This window comes from bacterium (genome assembly GCA_016716565.1).
Taxonomy (GTDB): domain Bacteria; phylum Bacteroidota; class Ignavibacteria; order Ignavibacteriales; family Ignavibacteriaceae; genus IGN2.
On the sequence record JADJWC010000002.1, the window covers coordinates 1,073,517 to 1,099,088 of the forward strand.

The window sequence follows — 25,572 nt, forward strand, 5'->3', positions numbered from 1 at the left end:
TTACTCAATCTTAATTATCGGGGGAGAATTTAATCTTTGGATACCTTTCCTGTTCACTTCAAAGTGTCTTACGGAACCTTTCCTGCCTTCAAAATTCAGTTGCTGGTTATCTAATTTCAGAAGAATCACACCGGAGTTCCCCAGAGTAAATTTCAGATTGTCTTTAGCCCGGACTGATTTTGAACTACCGGGATAAAGCAGGAAGTCTTCTTTAAAAGAATCATCGTGAATTACCATCACCCAGGCTGAATCAACAGAATCTGTATTTATAAATTGCAGTGAAATACTATCTGCACTTACCAGAACAGCGAGCGAATCTTTTTTCTCTTCTTTGACTTCATAACGGTTCCTGGTTTCCTCGAGTATTTTTTCATAAGGAACTTCTTCAACGACTATGGTCGAACTCCGATTTGATAACGTAAAGTAAATTATTACTCCCACCAGAATTGCTCCTGAAGCATAAATTAATAATCTTAGTTTTTTATTAAGATCATCAGGTTTTGCTTTTGGTTTCTCGACTGCAGGTGAGCTATCGAATACAGGCGTTTGCTTTTCTTTCTGAATCTCCGGTTCTTCGGGTCTGGTTTCTATCTTTTGTTCAAGAAGCGATTTAGGTTCGTCATCTTCAATAAATTTGCCGGCAAGTGCATCTTCATATTTCTTAATCGTTTCATTTTCATCGAGATCAACCGACTTAGCATACTGCCTGAGGAATGCTTTAACATACAAATCCGGCAGAAAACCGAAATTGCCATTGTCAATTGCCTCAAGAAATTTAATATCAATTCTTGTCTTGGCGGCAATTTGTTGAAGCGATATTCCTTTTTTCAGTCTCGCTTTTCTTAATTGTTCGGCAAATCTATCAAGCATTTTTCTAACTTATTAAGTTTAGTTTCAGGAAATCCTTACTAGTTTTGCAGCAAAAGCTCCGTCCGTTTTATGAATGTGGGGTAAAGTTTGAATGCAACCGTTCTCATCAATTATTTCTTCCGGGAACTTTTCTCCGGCAGACTCAAATCTGAAATTCGGATTTTCCTCGAGGAACTTTTTTACTATTTCGAAGTTCTCTTCAGGTTCAATCGAACAAGTACTGTAAACCACAACTCCGCCGACTTTAACAAGTGAAGCTGCTTTGGCAAGAAGCTTTGATTGTAAAATATTCAGATCACGAATATCAAACAGATCTTTTTTCCATTTAATATCGGGTTTCTTTGATAACGTACCGCTGCCGGAACAAGGTGTATCAACAAGCACTCTGTCGAATGGTAAACTTTTATATTCAAGTGCATCGGCTTCTACAACTCTGACGCAATCAACACTCAGTCTTGTCATATTTTTTTGAAGCAGCTTCAATCGGCTTTCAAACCTGTCGATAGCAACAACTTCTCCTCTGGAATGCATTAGAGCGGCAATGTAAGCTGTCTTTCCTCCCGGGGCTGCACACATATCAAGCACACGCTGACCTTCCTGAACATCCAGAAGTCTGCAGGCAAGTCCGGCACTTTCATCCTGTATATTAAAATATCCTTTTGTGTAGTATTCCCACGCCGTAATATTTGTGAGATTATGCAGCTTAAAAAATTCAGGGAGGAAATTTCCCTGATGATACTTTAAGCCGACATTTTCAAGCAATGTTTTGAACTCGTCAGGTTTTGTTTTAAGCGCGTTAATTCGCAGAGTCAGATACGGTTTTTCATTATTTGCTGCTAATAGTTTTTCAGTATTTTCTCTTCCAAATCTCGCAACATATCTTTTTACCATCCATGAAGGATGAGAATAGTATGCAGCAAGATAACCAACCAGATCTTCATCGGGGTCCGGATACCGGATTGTATTTTTACTTCTGATAATATTACGCAACACTGCGTTAACAAGATCAGCGGGTTTTTGTCCCTGTAGTTTTTTTACAAACTCAACAACTTCGTTCACGGCTGCATAATCCGGAACTCTGTCAAGAAAAAGAATCTGATAGAGTGCAACACGCAGAGCATTCTTTAAATTAGGAATGGCTTTTGAAAAAGTTCCTTTGTAAAAGCCATTCAGTATCCAATCAAGTCTTCCCTGCCATCGAACGACACCGTGAACGATTTCGTACAATAACGCTTTGTCCGGACCGCTCATTTCCATACTTTTCATTTCATTATCAAGCATTCTTTCAAGATATGCATCTGTTCTGTCAATTCTGTTTAGAATTTTTATGGCTAACCCGCGAACACCCTGATACAAATCAGTAATGGAATGCGTTTCAATTTTGATTTCTGAGTTATTCGTTTCCTGATCCACTAATAACCTCGTTTACTTCTATCTTCTGCTGTTAAGTTAAAGATTGTTTCAAAAAGTTTTGCATCGTCATTGGTAAAATTTTTATCTCTTCTTGCAAAAACAGCTTTTGCTGTTTCAATTGCTTTTGTCAGTTTATATTCCTGCATCGATTCACTTCCTCCCCAGCCGAAAGATGGAATATATTTGGGAGGAAAACCAGCACCAAAAACGTTACTTGAAAATCCAACAACTGTTCCGGTGTTGAACATTGTGTTGATTGCTGTCTTTGAGTGATCGCCCATCATCAATCCGACAAATTGTTTTCCTGAATTAATTCTTTTTCCATTTACCTGTACAGTAATCGGTCCATAATTATTTTGAAGATCGCTGTTATTAGTATCAGCACCAATGTTTATCCAGCTTCCAAGATATGAATGACCAAGAAAACCTGAATGCTGCTTATTTGTGTAAGGTTGAATGATAGTATCCTCGATTTCTCCACCAACTTTACAAATTTTTCCAACGCTCACATTTGGATAAATTGTAGCACAGGATTTTATTCGGGATGATTCGCCAATGTAAAATGGTCCCTGAATTACTGCATTTGGAAAGATTGTTACATTTTTCTCGATATATATTGGTCCCGTTGAAGCATCGAGCACAACACCGGGGTTTATGTCAACATTTTTACCAATGAAAATATTTTTCCTGTTTACAAAATTTACTCCCGGGTATTTTTTCTTTGAGGATGATTTTCCTTTTGTGATAATCTTAAAATCATTCTGAATTTCTTTCCCGTTCAGGTAAACAAGATCCCACAAATAATTTGCATTCGGGATATCAACTTCAACGGTCGGAAGATTGCTGAAAATTTTTGTGTCAATTAATTCACTATTAGTCGGGGATATATCTTTAATTCTTTTTGCTGAAACTTTTGCTGCAGCCACAACTCCATTCGAAATAAAAACTTTTTCTTCTCCGGGTTTCACTGCTAAAATATTTTTCAGATTTGAAGGGGCAACAATTCTTCCATTTATGAATAGATAATCTTCATCAGCGAACGAATTTACTTTAAGTTTTGGATTTTCATATTTAACGAAAGGTTCAAGATAACTGCGACATTTTAATGTGAGTTTCTCTTTGGGGAATGCACGTATTATTTTTTCTTTCAGCGTGGTCATTCCGCAAATTAGATCAAAGACCGGTCTGGAATAGACAAGCGGTTCAAAATTTAAATGTTGTTCGTCCTCAAAAATGCAGATGTGCATATAAATTTCTTTTTAATTTTTTGAAATTTAACACTTTTTGAGTTAAGATTCCTGAGCTATGACAGGCGGAATCTCCGTCTCCGTTACATTTGTCACTGTTGCTGTTTTCCTCGACAAATAAGAATACATCGCCGGCACAACAAACAGTGTTAAGAAAGTAGAAAAGATTAGTCCCCCAATTACTGCAATACCCATTGATACTCTGCTTTCAGATCCTGCACCAAGTGCAAGTGCAATCGGAAGAATTCCAAGAACGGTTGAAAGGCTGGTCATCAAAATTGGTCGCAAACGGGATATTGCTGCACTGATAACCGCTTCCGTTTTTTCAAGTCCGGCTGCTTTTCTTTGATTGGCAAATTCGACGATCAGAATTCCATTCTTCGTTACAAGACCGATAAGCATAATAATTCCAATCTGACTAAAGATGTTCAACGTCTGATCAAAATACCAGATTGATATTAAGGCTCCGGCTAAAGCAAGTGGAACGGTGAAAAGAATTATAAATGGATCTCTAAAACTTTCGAACTGCGCAGCGAGAACAAGATAAATCAATCCGAGAGCGAGAATAAATGCAAACAGCAAACTTGATGAGCTTTCCTGAAAATCTTTTGATGGGCCATCGAGAGATGTAGCAAATGTTTCATCGAGAACTTTATCTGCAATTTCATACATGGTTTCGATACCTTCACCAAGTGTTCTTCCCGGAGCTAATCCTGCAGAAACAGTAGCCGAAACGTATCTGTTGAATCTGTAAAGCTGCGGAGGCGCGCTTTGCTCTTCTGTGTAAACAACGTTATCAAGCTGGATTAATTCGCCCCGATTATTTTTTACATAAGTTGATTTCAGGTCAATCGGTGCGTCACGGTTCTCTCTTGAGAACTGACCAATTACCTGGTATTGTTTTCCATCTTTGATGAAGAATCCAAATCGCTGACCGCTGAATGCTGCCTGAATAGTTTGTGCTATATCGGCTGTTGATACACCGAGTGTTCTCGCTTTCTGCCTGTCAATGCTCAGTTTTAGTTCCGGTTTATTGAATTTCAAATTTGCATCAACAATAGTGAAGATGGGATAGTTTCTTGTTTCATCTAAAAACTTTGGAAGGAATTCTTCCAGCTTTTCAAAGTTCGGAGCCTGAATAACAAACTGAACCGGCAAACCGCCTCTTCTTCCTCCGCCGATCGTTTGCTGTTGCGTTACAAATGTTCGTGCACCGGTGAGCTTATTAACAACCGGAGTGATATCATCTGAAATTTGCATTTGCGATCTTTTTCGTAATTTCGGTTCAATTAAAATTGCACCAGCAAATCCTGAATTAACTGAACTCGATGCACCAAATCCCGGTGACGTAACAGAAAAAATTCCAACAGTTTCCGGAATGCTGTCTTTCATAACCTGGATAAGTTGATCCATATAATAATCCATATATTCAAATGTGGCTCCTTCGGGTGCTATCGCATTTACATTCATACGACTTCTGTCTTCAAGCGGCGCAAGCTCTGTTGGGATATTCTGAAATAATATCCAGATAATTATTAGTGTAATTACAATTGCCGGGAAAGTAATCCATCTCCGCTGCATAAAACTTGTCAGGTGACGTTTGTAAATAGCATTCATCTTCACAAAAAATGGTTCCGTCATATTATAAAAAGCATTATGCTTCTCTCTCCGTTTCAAGATTCTTGAACTTAGCATCGGAGTAAGTGTTAATGCGATGAAAGATGAAATGATAACACTTCCGGCTATGACTATTCCGAATTCCCTGAATAGCCTTCCGGTTAATCCCTGCAGAAAAATAATTGGCATAAAGACCGAAGCAAGTGCAACTGTAGTTGATAGAACCGCAAAGAAAATTTCAGCGGCACCTTTTCTTGCAGCTTCCATCGGCTCCATTTTATCTTCGATCTTTACATAAATATTCTCAAGAACTATTATGGCATCATCAACTACAATTCCGATCGCAAGGACGATTCCGAGCAGAGTTAAAACATTGATGGTGAAATCTGCCAAGTACATTACGAAGAATGCACCTATGAGCGAGATTGGAATCGCGATAACAGGAATAACTGTAGTCCGCCAATCCCGAAGGAACAAAAATATTATCAAAATGACGAGTGCAAATGCAACGATAATTGTCTGCTCGACTTCAGAGATTGATTCTTTTATATAAGTTGTAACATCAAAGCCAATTACTGTTGAAATATCAGAAGGGAGATTCTTCTTCAACTGATCAAGCCTTTTATAAAACTCATCGGTTATTGCTATGTTGTTAGCACCTGCCTGAGCGACGAGTACAACTCCAACCATCGGGATTCCGTTCCACTTAAGTACTGTTCTTTCATTTTCTGCACCAAGTTGTGCATATCCCAGATCTCTCAACCGCACGATTCCGCCAGCATCTTCTTTAACAATCAGATCATTAAATTCATCTTCAGTAGATAATCTTCCGACGGTTCTGATCGAGAGTTCTGTTTTATCTCCTTCAATTCTTCCCGAAGGCAGTTCGATGTTTTCTCTGTTCAGAGCATTTCGAACGTCCACAGCGGATAGATTGAACGCAGCAAGTTTTCCAGGATCAAGCCACAAACGCATAGAATATTTCTTCTCTCCCCAGATCTGTACACTACTGACACCGGGAATTGTCTGCATTCTCTCTTTAAAAACATTATTGGCAATTTCAGAAAGCTGAATCAGATTCCTGGTATTACTCTGCACTCCACAAAACACTATGGGAAAAGCATCCGCATCTGCTTTTGCCACAATCGGTATATCTATGTCTGGTGGAAGATTGAACTGTGCACGCGAAACACGGTCTCTGACATCATTAGCGGCAGCTTCGAGATCAACTTCGATATCAAATTCTACAGTAATTGTACTTCTTCCGTCTCTACTGACCGAAGTCAAACTTCTTATTCCTGCAATTCCATTAATTGATTCTTCAAGAGGTTCGGTGATCTGGCTTTCAATTACATCTACATTTGCGCCAATGTAATTAGTTGATACAGTAATTATTGGGGGATCTACTGAAGGAAATTCTCTTACACCAAGATAAGTATACCCGATGATCCCAAATACTACAATAACGATAGACATCACTATCGAAAGTACGGGTCTGCGGATACTTGTTGAAGATAAACTCATAAAATAATTTCTAAAAGATGACATCTTTTTATGAAGATGTCATCTTTAATCTTACCTAAATAATATTAATTAAATTCTGTTACTTTAACTGGTGCACCTGGTCTTATCTGCAGAATGCCGGAAGTGATAACCGTATCGCCTTCTGTCAAACCTGATGTAATCTGAACGCTCTTATCTTCACGCAAACCTATATCAACTTTCTGCGGTGTTGCAATACCACTTTTGTAAAGATAAACTAACTGACCTTTTAATTCAGGTACAACTGAAACGGACGGAATAATAATAGCTTCATCATTCTCTTTGAGATTCAGTTCAACATTTGCAAAAGCTCCGGGAAACAGATCTTTGTAGTTTGTTGTGCAGATTGCACGTAGCCGCAATGTTCTTGTAGATGGATCGATCTTTGGTTCGGTGGCATAGATTTTTGCTTTGTAAAGAAAATCATTTCCGCTCAGCTTGAATCCGAGTTCATCGCCAATTTTAACCTGCGAAGCATATTTCTGAGGAATAGAAAAATCAACTTTCAGGTTGGATAGATTTTGTAGTCGTGCGATTACAGTTGAGGTAGTGACAAAACTTCCTTCACTTACTTCGCGCAAACCAATAACACCATTGAACGGTGCCCTGATTTCTGTTTTATCAATCTGTGCTTTTATCAGATCGTATTCAGCTTTGCTTGCCTGGAGGTCGTTCAACGTGCTCTCATAATCTTCCTGGCTGATCATCTGGTTTTGAGCAAGCTGTCTTTGACGAGCTTCCCTATCTTCGACCAATTTAACTTTTGATTCAGCTTTTCTTAATTGAGCCTGAAGTTCCGCATCGTTTATTTTTACCAGTAGATCACCTTGTTTGACATAGGCGCCTTCTTTAAATAGAATACTAACTATTTTTCCAGATGTCTCACTTCTCAATTCAACTTCTTCGTTCGCAAGAATAGTCCCTGTTGTATAAACGATGTTACTTAACTTTTCATAAGCTACTATATGTGCAGTGACAGGAATTTGCATATTCATATTTCCGCCCTGCATTGTCGGGCTGCTGCTTTCCGAAGAAATTATTTTCGGCAGAAAAATTATCAGCAGCAATATCAGGATAACTGCACTTATTGCGATCGTTTTTATTTTTTTGTTCATCTGACTAATACCGTTTTAAATACCGACTAATCTTTCTTGTAAATAGTTCCTCAAATATCGCCAAAAATAAAAAAGCCAGATAAACTGGCTTTGATGAAAACCAATAATTTTAGAATTAACTTTTGCCGGATTTCTTCGTTGAATATTTTTTCTGAAATTTCTCAACACGACCTGCCGTATCAACAAGCTTTTGTTTTCCTGTAAAGAAAGGATGCGAACCGCTGGATATTTCCAATTTTACCAAAGGATAAGTATTTCCGTCGGTCCATTTTATTGTTTCGGAAGATTTCATTGTCGATTTTGTAAGAATCGCGAAGTCACAGGATGGGTCCTGAAAAACAATCGGTCTATATTCCGGATGAATGCCTTTTTTCATCTTTAAATCCTTGATTTTTAAACATTTTCTTCAAATTTGAGGGCTAAATATAGAAAGATTATGAGGAAATAAAAAGACGATTTTATGCAAGAATTTAAGGCCAGGACTATAAAATTTGTCCTGAATTCAGATTACTTCTGTGTCTTGTTTGTTTTATTCAGGGATTGAACCTGATTCTTCAGTTCATTTACAGTTCGCTGTTGTTCTTCATTGAGCTGGATTTGTCTGAAATTCAGTTCATCTTTAGTTATTGATTGCCCGGTTACTACTTCTGCATTAGCTTCTGCCGGAACTGTGGGCTGCGGACTTTCTGTAACATTCGTCAATGTTGATTCAACTGCAGAGAAAGCTCCTGATGTTAATCCTTTATCTCTGGAAACATCTTTTTCATCGGTCAGAACATCATCAAGCTTTAATTCTTCTCTTCCAGCAACTGACTCATCTTCTGCTGATTTTAATTCAGAAGATTTTAATTGACCTTCATTAGTTCTTTGCTCAATAACCGGTTCTTCCTTCTTCAAAGATTTTTGCCTGGATAATTCTTCCTGTTTTTTTTCCACTTCTTCGAACTCAGTTACAGCAAAAACATCTTCACGAACTCTCGGTTCAATAAGAAATGGATTATCCATTTCTTCAGTTCTAGACTCAATCACAAAAAAGATTACAACAGCGGCAGAAACTAATCCGAGAGAAGGAATTAATTTTGCCGGAACAAAAATATTCTGCCAGAAACTTTTCTTTTCTTCCTTTGAAAATTTCTCTGAATTTATTCTTCTCTGAAGATCAGCTTCAAAGTTTGCGGGAGCTTTTACTTCCTGCAGGCCTTTTAATGCTTTTATTACATCTTCATATTTCTTTTCATCGTTTTCCATATTATCACTCACTCTTTATAAATACCTTTCAGCAATTCTTGTAATTGTGCTCTTCCTCTGTTTATTCTTGATTTTACTGTTCCTTCATTTACTCCAAGTATATCAGAAATTTCTTCATAACTCATTCCCTGTATATCCCGGAGAATAACTGCTTCTCTGTATGTTTCTTTTACTTTCAATAATGCTTTTTGAATTATTTCATCTTTAATGCCGCTGTCTGTAATCACATCCGGTCTGGAGCTTTCATCCGGCAGATCATAAGTTTTATGTTCTTCACCGTAATCGTTTATCGAGAAAATATTTCTTCTTCTCTGCCTTCTGTATTCAGTTCTTGCAAGATTGCCTGCAATGGTGTAAATCCAGGTTGAGAATTTTGCCACTGAGTTATATGCATCTTTGTACCTGTAAACTTTTATCATCGTTTCCTGCACAACATCTGCACAAGCTTCATAATCACCAAGAAACCTGAACACAAAATTTGTTAACGGATTTTTATATCTCTGAACCAGAATATTGAAGGCATCTTCCGTGTTGTTCTTCTGGAACTCAAGAATTAGCTCTTCATCCGAAAGTTCATGGAGCTTTATATCCATTAAGCTGCTTTTATACCTGTGTTAGTTGAAATTTGTTTCAAAATAGACATTGTCAAATTAACCAAAATGGATGTTTTTCTGAAAAATTGAGTCTTAATTATGAAGAATTTCAGCAATCAGGAGAGTAATTATTGTTTTATCGTCAGCAGATGTGGTTTTAACCGATACATCTGCTTTCAGCAAAGCACGGAAAACTTCAACAAGTTTTTGATCAGAAAAGAGATTTCTTGCTTTTACGTATTGAGGATAATAGAAATGATGTGTACCAACAATCCGAGCAGCTTCCTGCACAGGGATGTTTTTAGATTGCAGCTCCGGAATTTTTGCCAGTCCCGTAAAATATCTCGTCAGAATTGTGATAATGAAGGTTGGTTCAGCTCCGTTATCAAGAAGATTGTTCGCAATGGTAAGTGACTTTGCTTTGTCTTTTACTCCGATTGCATTCTGCAAATCGAAAATATTAAACTGCTTTAATTCAGAAGAGACTTGCTGAATACTTTCAATTGCTATTTCATTCTTTCCACTAATGAAAATGCATATTTTTTCTAACTGATCTTCGAGCATGTTCCTGCTCTCGCCGACAATGTCAACCATCACCTGTGCATTTTCTTCCGAAAGCTTTTTCCCTTTTTCTTCGGCCAGACCAATCAGCCAATCAATTAGATTTTTACCTTTAAGTTCTTTGGCTTCAAATAAAAACTCGTTTGCTTCGAGAGTTTTGAATGGCTCGGAATTTAGATTTGTAATTGCACCATTATGGAAGAAAGCAATAATCGTAAAATCAGCGGGAGAAGAGGCATAATCCTTTAAAGGTTTTTTATCCCTGATTTTTTCTGCTTCTTTGACAATTATTAATTTTTTTTCTGAGCCAAACGGAAATGCAGCTGCAAGTCCAAGTATATCGTTGATAGATCTGTCTTCAGAATAAATTGTCTCCTTATCAAATTCAGATTGCAGCAGTGGTTGAAATGATTCTTCAAGAGCGTGTAAAGCTGTAGAAAGATTGAATGAATCTTCACCAAAAAAATAATAAACCGGTTTAAATTTTTTTTTCTTTATTCCCGGAAGTGCTTCAAGAATTGATGATGCTTTACTCTTCGCCATTTTTCATCTTCATTTTTTCATACTTGAGTGCCCTGCTAAGGAAGAAAGTTAATCCGCCCCAGACTATTCCGATAACTATTATGGCTGTTATTATTGTAAAGATATCCACACTACTTAATCTCTAAAAACTTAAATATAAACTTGTCATCACGAGCAAAGCGAAGTGATCTCATTATTAAACTCAATTCAACAGATTGCTTCGTCGTTCCTGCCTGCCGGCAGTGTACTACTTCAGTAATTCGGTAACATGACGCAGGCAGTCTAAAGGAGTTAAATAATTTAAAGAACCATGACGACGTTGATAATTATAACGAAATAAGTAACTACTAATTTCAGATGATAAAGTATCTAAAGATTGACCAAAGTTCAAATGGATTAAACATTCTTGATGTAAGATCCGCCAAAAACGTTCAATCTTACCATTGGATTGAGGATGATATGGCCGAGTGTATGTATGATCAATACCAACGATACTAAGCATAGTTTCAAAGAAATGAGTTCTTTTAGCTTTTTGAGAAGTAAAAGCAGTGAACTCAACACCGTTATCAGTCATAACCCGCTCAAGGCGGATGCCGTGAGCTAAGAAGAAACGGACAGAGTAAAAAATGCTTTTGAAACTTCAGCTGCATTTATTGCAGGAATCACTTGTAGATAAGCTAATCGGCTATAATCATCGATGATGCCGAACAGATAGTATCTTTTTCTATCTTGCATCATTGATTTAGCAAGATGATAAGTATCTGCGTGAAGAAGTTCACCAGGATACTTTTTAACATAACGTTTGATCTTTTGTTTTCTTTTAGCATTTAATGGATATCTCTTAAAAGTTCTATAAATCGTTGAAACAGAAGGATGAAAATCAAATTTGCTCTTTAATAAATGAAATATTTCAAATTCGTTAGCACCAAGTCTGCGCCGAATTTTAATAATTATTCGTTCTTCATCCTTGGTAAGAAGTTTATACTTACCAGGTCTAGGGCCTCTTTTATGTGGAAGAAGAGCAGATTGATCTTTACCAGATTTAATCCATCGTTCGTAATATTTCCTTATATCCTTACGATGGATATGGTGAACTTCACAAAGTTGATTAACTGTCTTAAATACAGAAAAATCACCAGATTTGATTTTTTTGATAATCGCGCAAAATGGTTAACCATTTTGCAGTAATGGCACTGATTGTTGATTTGTTCATAATAACACCAGAATATTATTTGAAAAATAACTCCAGTGTTACCGAAATGCTGAAGAATTATACGGCAGGCAGGTCACTCCTCACAATGACTTTAATGTTTTTCATCCGATAACCGTTTCACCATTGCTTTATTCAATACAATAAACAAAATAAGCATTATTGTCCATTGAAAAATAACCGTTCCAAAATTTTCTGCGTGGAAAGGATTCCACCATTCTGCATCCCATCCGATGGAAGAAATTAACCACCAGCTTATTAATATGATAACCTGAACCGGGATCAGAATTCCGACTACAAAATTATACCATTTGCCTATCTTGACATCACTGCCATATCCATTAATTATTTCTCTTCTGAATTTATCCACACCATACTTTATAATTGAGAAGGAAATAAACGCACCGCTTAAAATTAAACCAACTCCCCAGACCCAATCCTGATTTACTAGAAACTGAATATTCAGTGCTGAAGGAATTCCAAATAAAAAACCCATTGAAGCTATGATGATAATGGCTCTCTTTCTATCGATTCCAAAATCAATCAAAGTTCTGGTTGCCAATTCAACCATAGAAATTAACGATGTAAACGCTGCAAAGAAAAGGGCGAGGAAAAATCCTGATGCAAATAATGTATTAATTAAGTTGCTTTCCGATAGTTTTGTAAATAGTAATGGCAGATAAATAAAAGTTAATCCGGTGTTAGCCGGACCTGATTGTGAAATTTGTTTCATTGCATCGACAGAACCGAATGCGAAAACCGTAGAAAAAATTGTGATACCTGCTAACAATGAAACGCTGTTGTTCCCAAATCCAATCAGTGCTGCGTTGAGTGAAATATCTTCTTTCTTTCTCATATAAACTGCATAAGCCATAATCAATCCCCAGCCAGCACCGGTATCCCATGCATTCTGCGTTAATGCATTCAGCCAGACTTTATAATCCAAAATTATATCGATATCCGGAGTGAAGAAATATTTTATTCCTTCGATTGCATTTGGAAGAGTGATCGCCCGGAAAAATAAAATCAATAAAATTATCAATAAAGAAGGAACGAGAATTTTTGTTACTCTCTCAATTCCTTTGGTTACTCCTTTAAGGATTACAATTCCTGCAAACAGAATCGCAAAGAAATGAAACAAAAGAGGTTGATAACCCGAACGGAATTCATTCCAGTAAGCAAGATGTTCGGTTGTGTTAAACAAATCTCCGGATGCAGCAGAGAAAAAATATCTGATACACCATCCGGTAACAACCGAATAGTAAAACATAATGGCCGTTGATACAAAAACTATCCACGCACCCATCCATCCAAAACGATTACCTGCAGTTTTTGAAATTGCTCCAACCGGTCCCATTCGGGATGATTTACCAATCGCAAATTCAGCGATAATTAGTGGAACTGACCAGATTAGAAGAAAAATCACCCACGGAATAAGAAAAGAACCACCTCCGTTCTGTGCAACAATTCTTGAGAATCGCCAGATGTTGCCTGTACCAACTGCTATCCCAATAGTAGCAATTATCAATGCCCATCGGGAAGAAAAGAATTCTTGTTTTGTTCCTGATTTCATTTAAAAATAAAAAACCGCATCGTAAAAGATGCGGTTAATGATAAATATTATTTTACTTCTCTTTTTTCAATCGTCACAGATTCCATCACAACATCTTTAAGTGGTTTGTCACCGGGTTTGCTTGTCTGCACCTTACCAATTGCACTGACGACTTCCATTCCTGCAATGACTTTTCCAAATACAGTATGTTTTCCATCAAGCCATGGTGTTGCCACGAGTGTTATAAAAAACTGGCTTCCGTTTGTGTTTGGTCCTGCATTCGCCATCGATAAAATTCCCGGCTGATCATGCTTTAAGGAAGGAACTATTTCATCCGCAAATTTTCCACCCCAGAAACTATCTCCGCCTCTGCCTGTTCCTGTCGGATCTCCGCCCTGAATCATGAAATTATCAATAACTCTGTGAAAAATTACTCCGTTGTAATATCCTTTATTTGCAAGTCCAACAAAGTTCTCAACTGTTTTTGGTGTTTCTTTTGCAAACAATTCAATTTCTATTGTTCCCATATTAGTTTTTATAACTGCTACTGTCATTTCTGTGCTTTCTGTTTTTGTTTGAGTAGTTTCTTTTGTTTCAACTTTCCCTTCTTCCTGTGCATTGCAGGCAAAAGTTGCAAGTGAAATAATCAGCCCGATCATTAATTGTTTCATTTTATTCTCCATTATGGTTGAATGATATTGTTAAATAATAATATTAAAATGAAAATTCCTAAAGCTATTCTGTAATAAATAAATAGAAAGGTTGAGTTCTTCTTTAAAAATTTTAAAAGAAAATCAATCGCAAGATAACCGCTTATTCCTGATATAATTGTTGCAATTATTATATTGATGGTCATTGATTGATCAATAAATTTTAAAGCTTCATACAACTGCAATAATCCGCTTGCCAGTACTGCAGGGATGCTTAATAAAAACGAGAACCTTGCCGCAGCTTCACGGTTTAATCCAACGAATAAACCGGCGGTAATGGTTGTGCCTGATCTTGAGGAGCCTGGAATCAGGGATAAAGCCTGAGCGATACCAATGATTACTGAGTCCAGTAATGTAACATTTTCAATATTTTTTTTGAACTTTGCTGTTTTCTCAGCAAGTGCTAAAATCAAAGCAAGAATAATTAAGCTGGAAGCAATCACGTACAGATTTTTAGTCAGTGCGCCTTCAATGGCATCTTTGAAAGCAAGCCCAATTATTACAACCGGAATGGTTCCAATAATTATCAGCCAGCCGATTTTTGAGTTTACCTGTTGTTTTGAATAACTCAATCTTTTGATGACGTTATCATTGAAAAAATCCTTAACGATAGCAAGCAGATCTTTCCAGAAATAAACCAGAACTGCCAGCATCGTTCCAAGTTGAATTACTGCAATGAATGATGTCCATTGCTCAGGATGTTCTGCTGAAATGAGGTTCATCAATTTTCCGGCAACCGTCAGATGTCCGGTGCTGCTTATCGGTAGAAATTCAGACAGACCCTGAATTATTCCAAGAAGAATTGCTTCGAAGATACTCAATTCACCACACCAAATATGTATGAAATACCGAGCTTCACACCGAGCGCAAAAGTATCGAAGTTCACATTTTCACCTTTAACATTATTGACGAGTGTGCTTCCATTGTCGTTTTCTGGTTCACCATTTATATCATATCTCATATCAAGTCCAAGATTCGCGTAAACATTTTCTGCAAGCGCAGTATTTGCTTCGACACGCAGCAATCCTCCGAAGCCAACAGCACTGAATGAATCCTCTGTTCCCTGCCATTTCTTACTTTCAGTAACACTAACAAATCTTACTCCGGCACCTCCACCGAACTTAATATTATACCCAGTTCCCATCAATACATAATAAGCCATTACCGATGGTAAGACGGAGTTGTATGCTAACTCATACTGACCTAAGCCAACATTTTCTGTATAAGAGTATATCTGATATGGAAGTTCAATACCCAGAATAAATGAATTACTCAAAAACATTCCGGTTTCACCTGTAAATATTATCGCCGAACTGAAGGTACCTAACTGAGAGCCAGATGGTGCAAAGTTTTCATTTATATAATCCTGCATCGATGGCACACTTAAAAAATTTATTCCCATAGTTGCTTTCACTTCTGTCTGAGCAAATAATGAAAAGTTAATGAATAATAGTAATAGAAAGAGATAAGTTTTTTTCATGTTTCTTCGGAATTAGTTTTGAAAATATTGAACAGGCTGATGTGCTGCTTATTTAAGGCAAAATACATAACCAGAGCAATCACTATAAATAAAATATAAGATATAATATGTGTAAGAAAAGCATATGCAGCACTGATGGTTTCACCGAATCCGAAAAGGAGAACAAGTGTACTCATTGCCAGTGCATGATAAGAACCGGTAGCTCCCGGAGTAGGAATAACAACACCAATTGCACTTATACTCATCACAACCCAGCCCATTGCAAAAGTCACTTCCCTCATCGACTGCATCTCAAGCATGTAAAATCCGAAATAAGATGTTAGTGCGTAGATAAGAAGTAGAACTGCTGATAATAAAAATGTAATAATATAATTTGTTGATCCTTTAAGACTCATAAAACCTTGAATTAGCATCTCGAAAATATATGAGAGTCGTTCAGCAAGCTTTGATGAAATTTTTCCGGCTATCTTTAATAAATAACCATAGAATTTTTCTTTGAGCTTAACAGATAAATAAATCATAACTAAAATAGCAGCAAGAATAGCTGCCGTGATATAAAGAGTTGCCTCAAGCCACGGAAAAGTTTTATAAAGACTTCCACCCCATATAAAAGCAGAAATCAAAACAGCGGCTCCCATAGAGATAATATCAATTACTCTTTCAACTATCACGGTCCCGAACATTGATGAGCGGGAAAGATTCTCATATCTCCCAATCATAATTGCACGTGTAACTTCACCAAGTTTTGGAGTTACACAGTTTACACCATAACCAATCATCAATGCACCAAATAAATTCCAAAGCCTGACATCAGGTTTAACCGAATGCAGAATATATTTCCAGCGCAGAACCCTAATGTAATGACCTGCCATTATTGCAATAGTGAAAAGTATAACCCAGAGAATAGAAGCTTTCGAAACCAACTCAAGCACTTCGCCAATGTTCACATCAGAAAATGCTAAATATAAAAACAGAAAGGCAAGACCAATTGAGATTAGAAAATTAAATAATCCTCTTAGTGCCGGTATTTTTTTTACATTATCTGAGATCAAGAACCTGGCTTCCTTCGGGTGGAGAAAACTTGAAGTAACTATCCGGTAGACCTTTGTTGAATTGAATTTCAGAAAGATCAACTTGAATATTCCCCGTAGCCGGATCATCAATGAGTACTTTAGTAATCAGGTTCTCTGAATTAATAAACAGCTTGATAGAATTAAAACTAAATGTGTCATCCTGAGGAATCAGTTCAAGAACATCAATTCCCGCTACCTTACTTGCTATAAGTTTACATTCATCGGGATATTCATATATCAATTGACGGATTGATAGAATTTTATTTCCTTCAGTATTATAATCGCTGATAATTACTTTGTCCTGTTTCTTATTAAAATTCCAAGAAGTTTCACCATCTGAAACAATTATCATATTGTCAAATTCAAACCTAAGATTGTTTTCTTTTTTATAGAATGCTTTTCCCTTAAGATTAGTTTTCCCATTTACTGATTGGGTTATCTTCGCGGACAGATCTGAAATCGAATCAAATTTGTTTTGAATATCTTGTAGAAGTTGTTGTGGATCTGATTGTGCTAGACATATGTTTATTATAAAGAAAAAAATAGAAAGCGTTGATAAAAATTTTGTAATCATATTTATTCCGGATTAAAGTGTTCTCAAAACTGTTTCCAGCTGCTCGTCATTTTCGATCAACACCTGTCTCGCTTTGCTGCCGTCATTTGGTCCAACAATTCCTGCATCCTCGAGTTGATCTACAATTCTTGCAGCACGTGAATATCCTAATTTTAATTTTCTCTGCAAAAGGGAAACAGAGCCCTGCTGATGCCGGACAATTACTCTGGCCGCTTCTTCGAACATCGGATCGAGATCAGCTGACAGTCCTGAAGAACCTTTTTTCTTATCATAAATTGATGGCAGATAATACGGTTTTGAATAGGAAGGCTGTGAGTAAATATAATTTGTTATTGATTCTACTTCGTCGGTGGAAATAAAAGCATTCTGCATTCTGATTGGCTTTGGTGAGCCTGTTGGAAGAAACAGCATATCGCCTCTTCCGAGAAGCTGTTCTGCACCGTTCATATCAAGAATTGTTCGCGAGTCAATTTTTGTTGCAACCTGGTATGCAATTCTTGAACTGAAATTTGCTTTGATTAATCCGGTAATAACATTTACGGACGGTCGCTGTGTTGCAAGTACAAGATGAATTCCAACTGCACGAGCGAGCTGAGCCAATCTTGTGATGGGCTCTTCAACATCTCTTCCGGCAGTAATCATAAGGTCAGCAAGCTCATCGATGATAACACAAAGATACGGCAGGTGATGATGTTTGATGGACTCAGTATCGTGCGGTTTTGTTTTCGGATTATCTACCTTCTTATTGTAATCAACGATATTTCTAACACCTGCTTTTGCAAGCTTGTCATATCTTCGCTCCATTTCAATCTCAACAGACTTCAGCATTAACACTGCATTTTGCGGTACAGTAATTATCTCTTCGTCGATATCCGGTGAAACAGCAAGGTAGTGTCTTCGTAATTTATTATAAAATGACAGCTCAATTTTCTTGGGATCAACGAGAAGGAATTTGACATCAGCAGGAATTTTTGAATAGAGCAAACTGCTGATGATCATATTTATACCAACACTTTTTCCTGATCCTGTTGAACCGGCGATAAGCAAATGAGGCATTAATGAAAGATCGGTGAGATAAACATCTCCGCTGATTGTTTTACCTAATGCTAATGGCAACTGCATTTTTGAATCGCGTACTTTTCCGAGTACTGATCGAGCATTCACAATTGCAGCTTCTGCGTTCGGAATTTCGACACCGATTGCACCTTTACCCGGAATTGGTGCAATGATTCTGATTCCTCTCGCGGCGAGTGCAAGCGCAATATCATTTTCAAGTCCAACAATCTTGCTGATCTTGACTCCCGGGGCTGGAACAATTTCATACAAAGTAACTACCGGTCCCGGTGTTACAGATATATTTTGAATTTCAATATCAAAGAGCTTTAGTTTATCCTTCAACAGCTCGGCGTTGCGGGTTAATTCCTCCTCGGCGACTTTTATATCTTCAGCAGCAGCGGGCTGAAGCAGATCAAGTCCGGGAAGTTCATAATCCAGATTCTCTTCCCACGGATTGGGAAGATTTTTTTCTTCATCATCCTCGTCCTCAATGACACTTTTCTTAGTAGGAAGCTCTCCTGTTTTCTCCAGATCAACTTTTTTTCTCTCATCGACTTTTATCTCGTCTTCTTCCATTATTTCGGTATCAGCTTTTCTGATTATCTGGATCTGGGTTTGTGCTTCCTCTTCCATCAATTCTTCTGCTGAGAGATCTTCATCTTCAACAACAGCGGGTTTCTTCTTTTCTCTGCCAAGCTTTTTTATTTTTTCAAGATTTGAAGTGTCGGCCTCATCATCATTCCTGGTAATTTTAATTTTAGTTTCAGAATCGGTAGCGAACATATTTTTAATAAACTGAAATATGTTCTCAATCTTAATATCGAAAGCGAAAATCAAAATCACAGCAGAAACGAATAAAAGAAAAAGAATACTTCCTGCTGTTCCAAACAATCCAATTAGCCAGCTGCCGAGATATTCGCCAACATTTCCTCGCAGTTCTTTTGTCCCGGGCAGAAAATCCAGCCCTGCTTTCAAAACTCCGAAGAAAGAAGCAAAAGTTAGCCCAAAGATTAATAAAAGGTTCGTAGTATGAATCAGTGTTTTAAAAGTGAACTTCTTAAAAAATGATAGTCCCCATAAAAACATGATTGCAGGGAAGACAATGGAGAAATAACCTATTGTCGACTTTATAAAGAAATACGAGAAATGTGCACCTATCAAACCAAGCCAGTTATGAGATTCGCCACCGGAAAAGATTGTATTCTCAAGAAGAACTTCGTCTTTTCTACTATATGAAATTATGCAGAGAAATAAAAACACTGAAAAAAGAACAAGAAAAATCCCGATGATACTTTTCTTCTTGTCAGGGGAGAAGCTGAAATAATTCTTGCCTGAATTATTTTTTTTAACGTTACCGTTTCTCTTCTTTACAGCCATTAAATATGTTCTCTACTTAAATACCTTTAAAGTGCTACCGGAATAAAAAGGAATTACATCGGTGTTATCAAGTTCGGCACATGCCTGAAGATCATTTTGAAACCCGTTTTCGATGAGAAGCTTTCCATGATCTGTTTCGCTCAGCATCTTCAAAATATTTTTACCGAAAGATTTAAATAAAGCCATTACGCTCCTTGCAGAATCTGTCACTCCATTATTTTTGTTTTCTAAGACTAATTCACTCACCAGCATACCTGCACAAACTGAATCTTCCAGACTGAAAAAGTTGTTATTACCCGAACAAAGTATAACTACATCTTCATTAAGACTTTTAAGATGCGTCGCCAAAGTTTTAAGATTATTAAAAGAGCATATAAACAGGTTAGCTGAATATTTCGCTTTAACAATTGCACGAGATCCATTAGTAGAATAAAAGACTATTGATTTTCCAGCGACTATTTCTTTTGTGTATTCTGCAGGAGAATTACCAAGTGCAAACCCTTCTATCTTTTTTGTGTTGCGTTCGCCGCCGAGAAGTGTTTGTCCTCCGAATATCCCACCGGATACTTTAACTGCAAACTCAACAGTACCGACAGGAACAATTTCTTTCGCTCCATTTGAGAGTGCAGTTATAATTGTTGTAGACGCACGCAGAACATCAATTACAACTGTAGTTTTTCCTGTAAAGAAAAGCTCATCAGCCTGAACCGGTGAAAACAATACATCAATTTTCATTTTAATATCATTTCTTTACAAAAGGTAATTTGGTAACAACCGCCGGAATTTCTTTATCTCTTATTTTAAATGCCACATTGCTGCCGGGAGAGTTGAATGGCTTATCAACATAACCAAGTGCGACAGGTTTTTCTAAAACAGGACTTACTGTACCACTGGTAATGTGTCCGACTTTTTTCCCATCTGCAGTAACATCGTACCCGTGTCTCGGAAAAGTTTTTTCATCCGAAATCATGGCTACTAATTTTCTATTTGGACCTTCCTGCTTTACTTTTACAATCACATCTTTACCAATAAAACTTACCTTATCAGTTTTTGTAATCCATCCCAAACCTGCTTCAATCGGGTTCGTAGTTTGATCGATATCATTTCCGTATAAACAGTATCCCATTTCCAAACGCAACGAATCACGTGCAGCAAGTCCAACTGGCTGAATATCAAATTCTTTTCCCGCTTTAAAAACTTCATCCCAAACTTTTTCGGCTTGCGCAATATCACCAGTAAAATAGAGCTCGTATCCAAGTTCTCCGGTATATCCGGTTCTTGAAATTATCATTTCAATGCCTGCAATTTTTCCTTTTGTAAAATGATAATACTCGAGTTCGGGGATGTTTGTTACTAATTTTTTAAGAACTTCACCTGAGTTCGGACCTTGAACAGCAAGTAAAGAATAATCATCACTTCTATTATCAATATCAACACCGAATTTATTGTTCTCTTTCATCCACTTAACATCTTTATCAATATTCGAAGCATTGATAACCAGCAGAAATTCTTTATCAGATATTTTATAAACTAAAAGATCATCAACAATTCCTCCATCCGGATAGCACATTGCCGAATACTGGACTCTTCCGGGAAATAATTTTGAAGCATCATTAACCGTAATGTGCTGAACGAAATCCAGAGCTTTATCTCCTGTAATAAATACTTCGCCCATATGAGATACATCAAAAACCCCGACAGAATTTCGTACTGCTTTATGTTCGGCAATAATGGATGAGTATTGTATCGGCATTTCGTAGCCTGCAAACTCAACTAATTTCGCCCCAAGTTTTTTATGAATGCTGTTAAAAGTTGTTTTTTTCATTTTGTTGCCCCATTAAAATAGTTTGGAATATTTTCTGTGCTTGTTTCAATTTTCAAATAAATAATAATTTAAAACTAATCAAATTCCCGAGTTAATTCACGCCCGGTTTTTGCCGAAAAGAATTCAAAAGTATCCGGAGAGATTGAAGCATCTTCTCTTAGAGTAATTTTAACAAAATACTTTAACTGCAGTTTGAATAATGATTTTATCTTTCCTTCCCTGATCTTTGCAGCAGTTGAAGGATGAGCTTTTAGAATAATACTTCGCTCTCGTGATTTCCTTCTGAATTTTCTGAGCCAGCTTTCTAGATCGTAGACGAGATGGGAACTTTTAGTTAGTAATCCAGTGCCGTGACATTCAGGACAAACTTCCTTTATTGCCTGAACAATATTTTGTCTGATTCGCTGTCTTGTAATTTGTATAAGTCCGAAATCTGACATTGGCAGAATGGAAACTTTTGCTCTGTCTTTTCTGAATTCCTTCTTAAGTTCATCATAGACTTTTTTGCGGTTTTTATCATCTTCCAAATCAATAAAATCAACCACGATAATTCCACCGATGTCTCTTAGTCTTAGTTGTCTTGCAATTTCACGCGAAGCTTCAAGATCTGTTTTTAGCGAATTCGATTCCTGGTCTTTACTCTTTGCATACTTTCCGCTGTTTACATCTATTACGACCATTGCTTCGGTATGTTCGATGATCAGATATCCGCCGCTTGGAAGAGGTACTTTTCTTCCCATCAGCGTTTTAATCTGTTCTTCTATTTTAAATGTGTTGAATATTCCGTAAGTGGATTTATACAGTTCAACCTTCTCAGCAATCGCCGGTTGTACAAGCTCAAGATAGTTTTTGATTTCCTTGTGAAGCTTTTTTGAATCAACAAATATTTTCGAAATATCAGAATTGAAAAGATCGCGTATTACGCTGACCGTTGTGTTTAAATCCTGATAAACGAGTGCTGGCGGACTTTGTGATTTCGATTCCTTTTCTATCTGTTCCCAGGTTTTCATCAAATTCTTTAAGTCATCTTTAAGAATATCTTCAGGTTGATTCTGGGCCACTGTTCGTATAATCAAACCATAATTATCAGAAACAATTTGTCTTGCAATTGATCTTAATCTTTTTCTTTCACGGAAATCATAAATCTTTTTAGAAATGCCCACTTTATTATCATAAGGAAGAAGAACACAAAACCTGCCGGGAAGCGACACTGAAGATGTTACACGCACTCCTTTATTGCTGACCGGTTCTTTAATAATCTGGATAAGGATCTCCTGTCCTTTTTTAAGTGTAGGAATCTGTGGTTCGGTTTTCTTTGCTTCCGATTTGGCTTTTGCCACAGTTCCGTTAGATTCTTCATCTTCATCGACATCTGCATCAGAATCTTCATCACCGAGCATATCTTGAAGCTGCTGTGTCCGTTCGCCAATATCAGAGAAATGGAGAAATGCATCGTGCTTCATTCCAATATCAATGAATGCAGCACGAATTCCCGGAAGAACTCTTGCAATTCTTCCAAGATATATATCGCCGACCATCCGGCGGTTTTCAGGGTAGTCTACAAAGAAGTCGACTAAGTTTCCATCTTCCGTAATAGCAACACGTGTTTGCGTGGAAGCGGAGTTGATAATAATTTCTTTTACCATTTGGTATAAACTCACTTGATGAAAAAATATTTTTCATCGAAAATCTTTTAAAAAATGAAAAGCTCTTCTGCAATTTTTGAGGCTCTGCATAAATATTCAGGCAGAACAAAACTAAAAACATAATGAATAAAAAAATTTCAGATTGCATAATGAGCTTTTCGACTAAAAATTAATTACGAAAAATTCTTTTAATGAATAATATTTATAAATAATATCTGAAGGCGATCAGTTGTTCTGAGCTTTTTCCTTTTTGCCTTCTTCTTTTAATAATTCTCTTCTGCTCAGGGAGAATTTACCGTTTTCAATTTTTATCAGCTTAACGGTAACTTTATCCCCAACTTTATAGTAATCGCTTACTTTTTCAACTCTCTTGTTATCAATCTGGGAAATGTGAAGCAATCCTTCTTTTCCTGGTAGTATCTCAACGAATGCACCGAAATCCATTAACTTGGTAACAACACCTTCGTAAGTCTCACCAATTTCGGGTGTCGCTGTCATCTTTTTAATATACTCTTTACACTTAACTGCATTCTCTTTGTTTGGAGAAGCAATATTGACTGTGCCGTCCTCTTCGATATTAATCTCAACACCGAATAGTCTCTGCATTCCCTGAATTGTTTTTCCGCCGGGACCAATTACTAATCCAATCTGATCCTGATCAATCTTCATCGAAATTAATCTGGGTGCAAATTCAGAAAGATGTTCGCGAGGCTGGCTTATTGCCTGATTCATTATTCCGAGAATATGATGTCTTCCGTCCTTTGCCTGCTGCAAGGCTTTTTCCATTATCTCAAAAGAGATCCCTTGGATTTTAATATCCATCTGGAAAGCAGTAATTCCTTCTGTGGTACCAGCAACTTTAAAATCCATATCTCCGAGATGATCTTCGTTGCCAAGAATATCAGACAGAACTGCATAACGATCACCTTCTTTCACAAGACCCATTGCAATTCCCGCTACACTTTTGCTGATCCCGATACCTGCATCCATCATTGCAAGTGATCCGGCACAAACAGTTGCCATAGATGATGAACCATTTGATTCAAGTATATCAGAAATTACACGAACTGTGTATGGGAAAACCTCTTCACCCGGGAAAACCATTTTCAATGCTCTTTCAGCGAGGTTGCCGTGTCCGATTTCTCTTCTTCCGACACCGCTCATTCTACCAACTTCACCAACGCTAAATGGCGGAAAGTTGTAGTGAAGCATAAATCTTTTTGTGTATTCTTCACGAAGCCCATCGATAATTTGTTCATCGTTTTTTGTGCCGAGAGTAACGGTAGTTAAGCTCTGTGTCTCACCCCTCGTGAATAATGATGATCCGTGTGTTCTTGGTAAAACGCCAAGTTCAATAGTAATTGGTCTTATCTGTGTCGTGTTTCTTCCATCAAGACGAATTCCTTCTGTAAGAATTCTTTCTCTCATTAATTCTTTTTCAAGATCGTGAAGTATCGAGCCAATCACTTTCTCCTGCTCGGGAAATCGTTCAGCCAGCATTGAAGTTACTTCTTCCTGAAGCTTTTTGTTTTTTGCTGATCTTTCTTCTTTAGTTAATACTGAATGTACTATATCTCTGAATTTTTCCCCAGCAAGTTCAAGTACTTCTTTCTTCAGTTCTGGATCAACTTCTTTTACTTTTATATCCCATTTTGGCTTGCCAATTTCTTTTTTTAATTCATTTTGAAGATCAACAAGTTTTTTGATTTCTGATTGAGCAAACCTGAGCGCATTGAGTAAATCATCCTCGCTGACTTCCTTTGATTCGCCTTCGACCATTATTATTGAATCACTGGTTCCTGCGACAACAAGTTCAAGATCACTTTGCTCAATTTCTGCGTGAGTTGGATTTACAATTAGCTGTCCATTAATTCTTCCGACACGAACTTCTGCAATGGGTCCATCGAAAGGAATATCAGATATAGCAAGTGCAGCAGAAGCTCCAACTGCACCGAGAACATCGGCATCATTCTCCCCATCATACGAAACCACAAAAGCTATAACCTGAGTCTCATTCATAAAGCTTTCGGGGAAAAGAGGCCGGATTGGTCTGTCAATCAACCTGGAGCTGAGAATTTCTTTTTCGGTTGGTCTACCTTCGCGTTTAATAAATCCGCCGGGAATTTTTCCTGCTGCAGAAGTTTTTTCTCTGTACTCAACCTGCAGAGGGAAGAAATCCTGATCTTCTTTTACTTCTGCAGATGCAACTGCAGTGACCAGTACCATTGTATCAGCGTATCGTACCATAACAGCACCATTAGCCTGTCGTGCATATCTCCCTGTTTCAATGGAGAATGTTTTTCCACCTATTTCTACTTCCTTTTTAACTATCATTTCAAAT

Annotated in this window: 23 protein-coding genes; all 23 read right to left on the bottom strand. The window is 37.3% G+C overall.

Annotation, left to right across the window (positions count from 1 at the left end):
* Complete coding sequence (locus IPM14_11595) at positions 1-870, bottom strand: DUF4115 domain-containing protein (protein ID MBK9098737.1); 870 nt, start codon at positions 868-870, stop codon at positions 1-3.
* Between the two features lie 24 nt (positions 871-894).
* Complete coding sequence (rsmB, locus tag IPM14_11600) at positions 895-2,283, bottom strand: 16S rRNA (cytosine(967)-C(5))-methyltransferase RsmB (protein ID MBK9098738.1); 1,389 nt, start codon at positions 2,281-2,283, stop codon at positions 895-897.
* Complete coding sequence (locus IPM14_11605) at positions 2,283-3,530, bottom strand: GlmU family protein (protein MBK9098739.1); 1,248 nt, start codon at positions 3,528-3,530, stop codon at positions 2,283-2,285. Before IPM14_11605 ends, rsmB begins: the two co-directional genes overlap by 1 nt.
* A gap of 42 nt (positions 3,531-3,572) precedes the next feature.
* Positions 3,573-6,671, bottom strand: coding sequence for an efflux RND transporter permease subunit (locus IPM14_11610; protein MBK9098740.1), 3,099 nt, complete (start codon positions 6,669-6,671; stop codon positions 3,573-3,575).
* Positions 6,672-6,736: 65 nt separating this feature from the next.
* The gene (locus IPM14_11615; GenBank protein MBK9098741.1) at positions 6,737-7,804 is read right to left on the bottom strand and encodes an efflux RND transporter periplasmic adaptor subunit; all 1,068 of its coding nucleotides are present in this window, start codon (positions 7,802-7,804) and stop codon (positions 6,737-6,739) included.
* 115 nt (positions 7,805-7,919) lie between these two features.
* Positions 7,920-8,180 carry a type B 50S ribosomal protein L31 gene (locus tag IPM14_11620; GenBank protein ID MBK9098742.1) on the bottom strand — a complete coding sequence of 87 codons (261 nt, stop codon included), beginning with the start codon at positions 8,178-8,180 and terminating at the stop codon, positions 7,920-7,922.
* Positions 8,181-8,311: 131 nt separating this feature from the next.
* Entirely contained in the window at positions 8,312-9,052 is a 741-nt protein-coding gene (locus tag IPM14_11625; GenBank protein MBK9098743.1) for a hypothetical protein, read from the bottom strand.
* 8 nt (positions 9,053-9,060) lie between these two features.
* Complete coding sequence (locus IPM14_11630; GenBank protein MBK9098744.1) at positions 9,061-9,645, bottom strand: sigma-70 family RNA polymerase sigma factor; 585 nt, start codon at positions 9,643-9,645, stop codon at positions 9,061-9,063.
* 93 nt (positions 9,646-9,738) lie between these two features.
* Positions 9,739-10,749: a DNA polymerase III subunit delta gene (holA, locus tag IPM14_11635; protein ID MBK9098745.1), complete on the bottom strand. Its 1,011-nt coding sequence runs from the start codon at positions 10,747-10,749 to the stop codon at positions 9,739-9,741.
* Positions 10,736-10,858, bottom strand: a complete 123-nt coding sequence (locus IPM14_11640) for a MetS family NSS transporter small subunit (protein MBK9098746.1) — start codon at positions 10,856-10,858, stop codon at positions 10,736-10,738. Before IPM14_11640 ends, holA begins: the two co-directional genes overlap by 14 nt.
* Before the next feature lie 117 nt (positions 10,859-10,975).
* Positions 10,976-11,302, bottom strand: coding sequence for a transposase (locus IPM14_11645; protein MBK9098747.1), 327 nt, complete (start codon positions 11,300-11,302; stop codon positions 10,976-10,978).
* 26 nt (positions 11,303-11,328) lie between these two features.
* The gene (locus IPM14_11650; protein ID MBK9098748.1) at positions 11,329-11,466 is read right to left on the bottom strand and encodes a hypothetical protein; all 138 of its coding nucleotides are present in this window, start codon (positions 11,464-11,466) and stop codon (positions 11,329-11,331) included.
* 566 nt (positions 11,467-12,032) lie between these two features.
* Positions 12,033-13,511: a sodium-dependent transporter gene (locus IPM14_11655; GenBank protein MBK9098749.1), complete on the bottom strand. Its 1,479-nt coding sequence runs from the start codon at positions 13,509-13,511 to the stop codon at positions 12,033-12,035.
* 47 nt (positions 13,512-13,558) lie between these two features.
* Positions 13,559-14,044: a peptidylprolyl isomerase gene (locus IPM14_11660; GenBank protein MBK9098750.1), complete on the bottom strand. Its 486-nt coding sequence runs from the start codon at positions 14,042-14,044 to the stop codon at positions 13,559-13,561.
* Positions 14,045-14,172: 128 nt separating this feature from the next.
* Entirely contained in the window at positions 14,173-15,021 is an 849-nt protein-coding gene (gene uppP / locus IPM14_11665) for an undecaprenyl-diphosphatase UppP (protein ID MBK9098751.1), read from the bottom strand.
* On the bottom strand, positions 15,018-15,680 hold the full coding sequence (locus tag IPM14_11670; protein MBK9098752.1) for a hypothetical protein: 663 nt from the start codon (positions 15,678-15,680) through the stop codon (positions 15,018-15,020). The genes uppP and IPM14_11670 overlap by 4 nt, the downstream gene beginning before the upstream one ends.
* Complete coding sequence (locus tag IPM14_11675) at positions 15,677-16,732, bottom strand: flippase-like domain-containing protein (GenBank protein ID MBK9098753.1); 1,056 nt, start codon at positions 16,730-16,732, stop codon at positions 15,677-15,679. The genes IPM14_11670 and IPM14_11675 overlap by 4 nt, the downstream gene beginning before the upstream one ends.
* Positions 16,719-17,327, bottom strand: coding sequence for an outer membrane lipoprotein carrier protein LolA (locus tag IPM14_11680; protein MBK9098754.1), 609 nt, complete (start codon positions 17,325-17,327; stop codon positions 16,719-16,721). The genes IPM14_11675 and IPM14_11680 overlap by 14 nt, the downstream gene beginning before the upstream one ends.
* A gap of 12 nt (positions 17,328-17,339) precedes the next feature.
* A complete protein-coding gene (locus IPM14_11685) occupies positions 17,340-19,760 on the bottom strand; it encodes a DNA translocase FtsK (protein MBK9098755.1) in 2,421 nt (806 codons plus the stop codon).
* Between the two features lie 12 nt (positions 19,761-19,772).
* Positions 19,773-20,495, bottom strand: coding sequence for a 2-phosphosulfolactate phosphatase (locus tag IPM14_11690; GenBank protein MBK9098756.1), 723 nt, complete (start codon positions 20,493-20,495; stop codon positions 19,773-19,775).
* 7 nt (positions 20,496-20,502) lie between these two features.
* Positions 20,503-21,585, bottom strand: a complete 1,083-nt coding sequence (gcvT, locus tag IPM14_11695; GenBank protein MBK9098757.1) for a glycine cleavage system aminomethyltransferase GcvT — start codon at positions 21,583-21,585, stop codon at positions 20,503-20,505.
* A 74-nt stretch (positions 21,586-21,659) separates the two neighbouring features.
* Complete coding sequence (locus IPM14_11700) at positions 21,660-23,231, bottom strand: Rne/Rng family ribonuclease (protein MBK9098758.1); 1,572 nt, start codon at positions 23,229-23,231, stop codon at positions 21,660-21,662.
* Positions 23,232-23,456: 225 nt separating this feature from the next.
* Complete coding sequence (gene pnp, locus IPM14_11705) at positions 23,457-25,565, bottom strand: polyribonucleotide nucleotidyltransferase (protein MBK9098759.1); 2,109 nt, start codon at positions 25,563-25,565, stop codon at positions 23,457-23,459.
* Between the last annotated feature and the right edge of the window lie 7 nt (positions 25,566-25,572).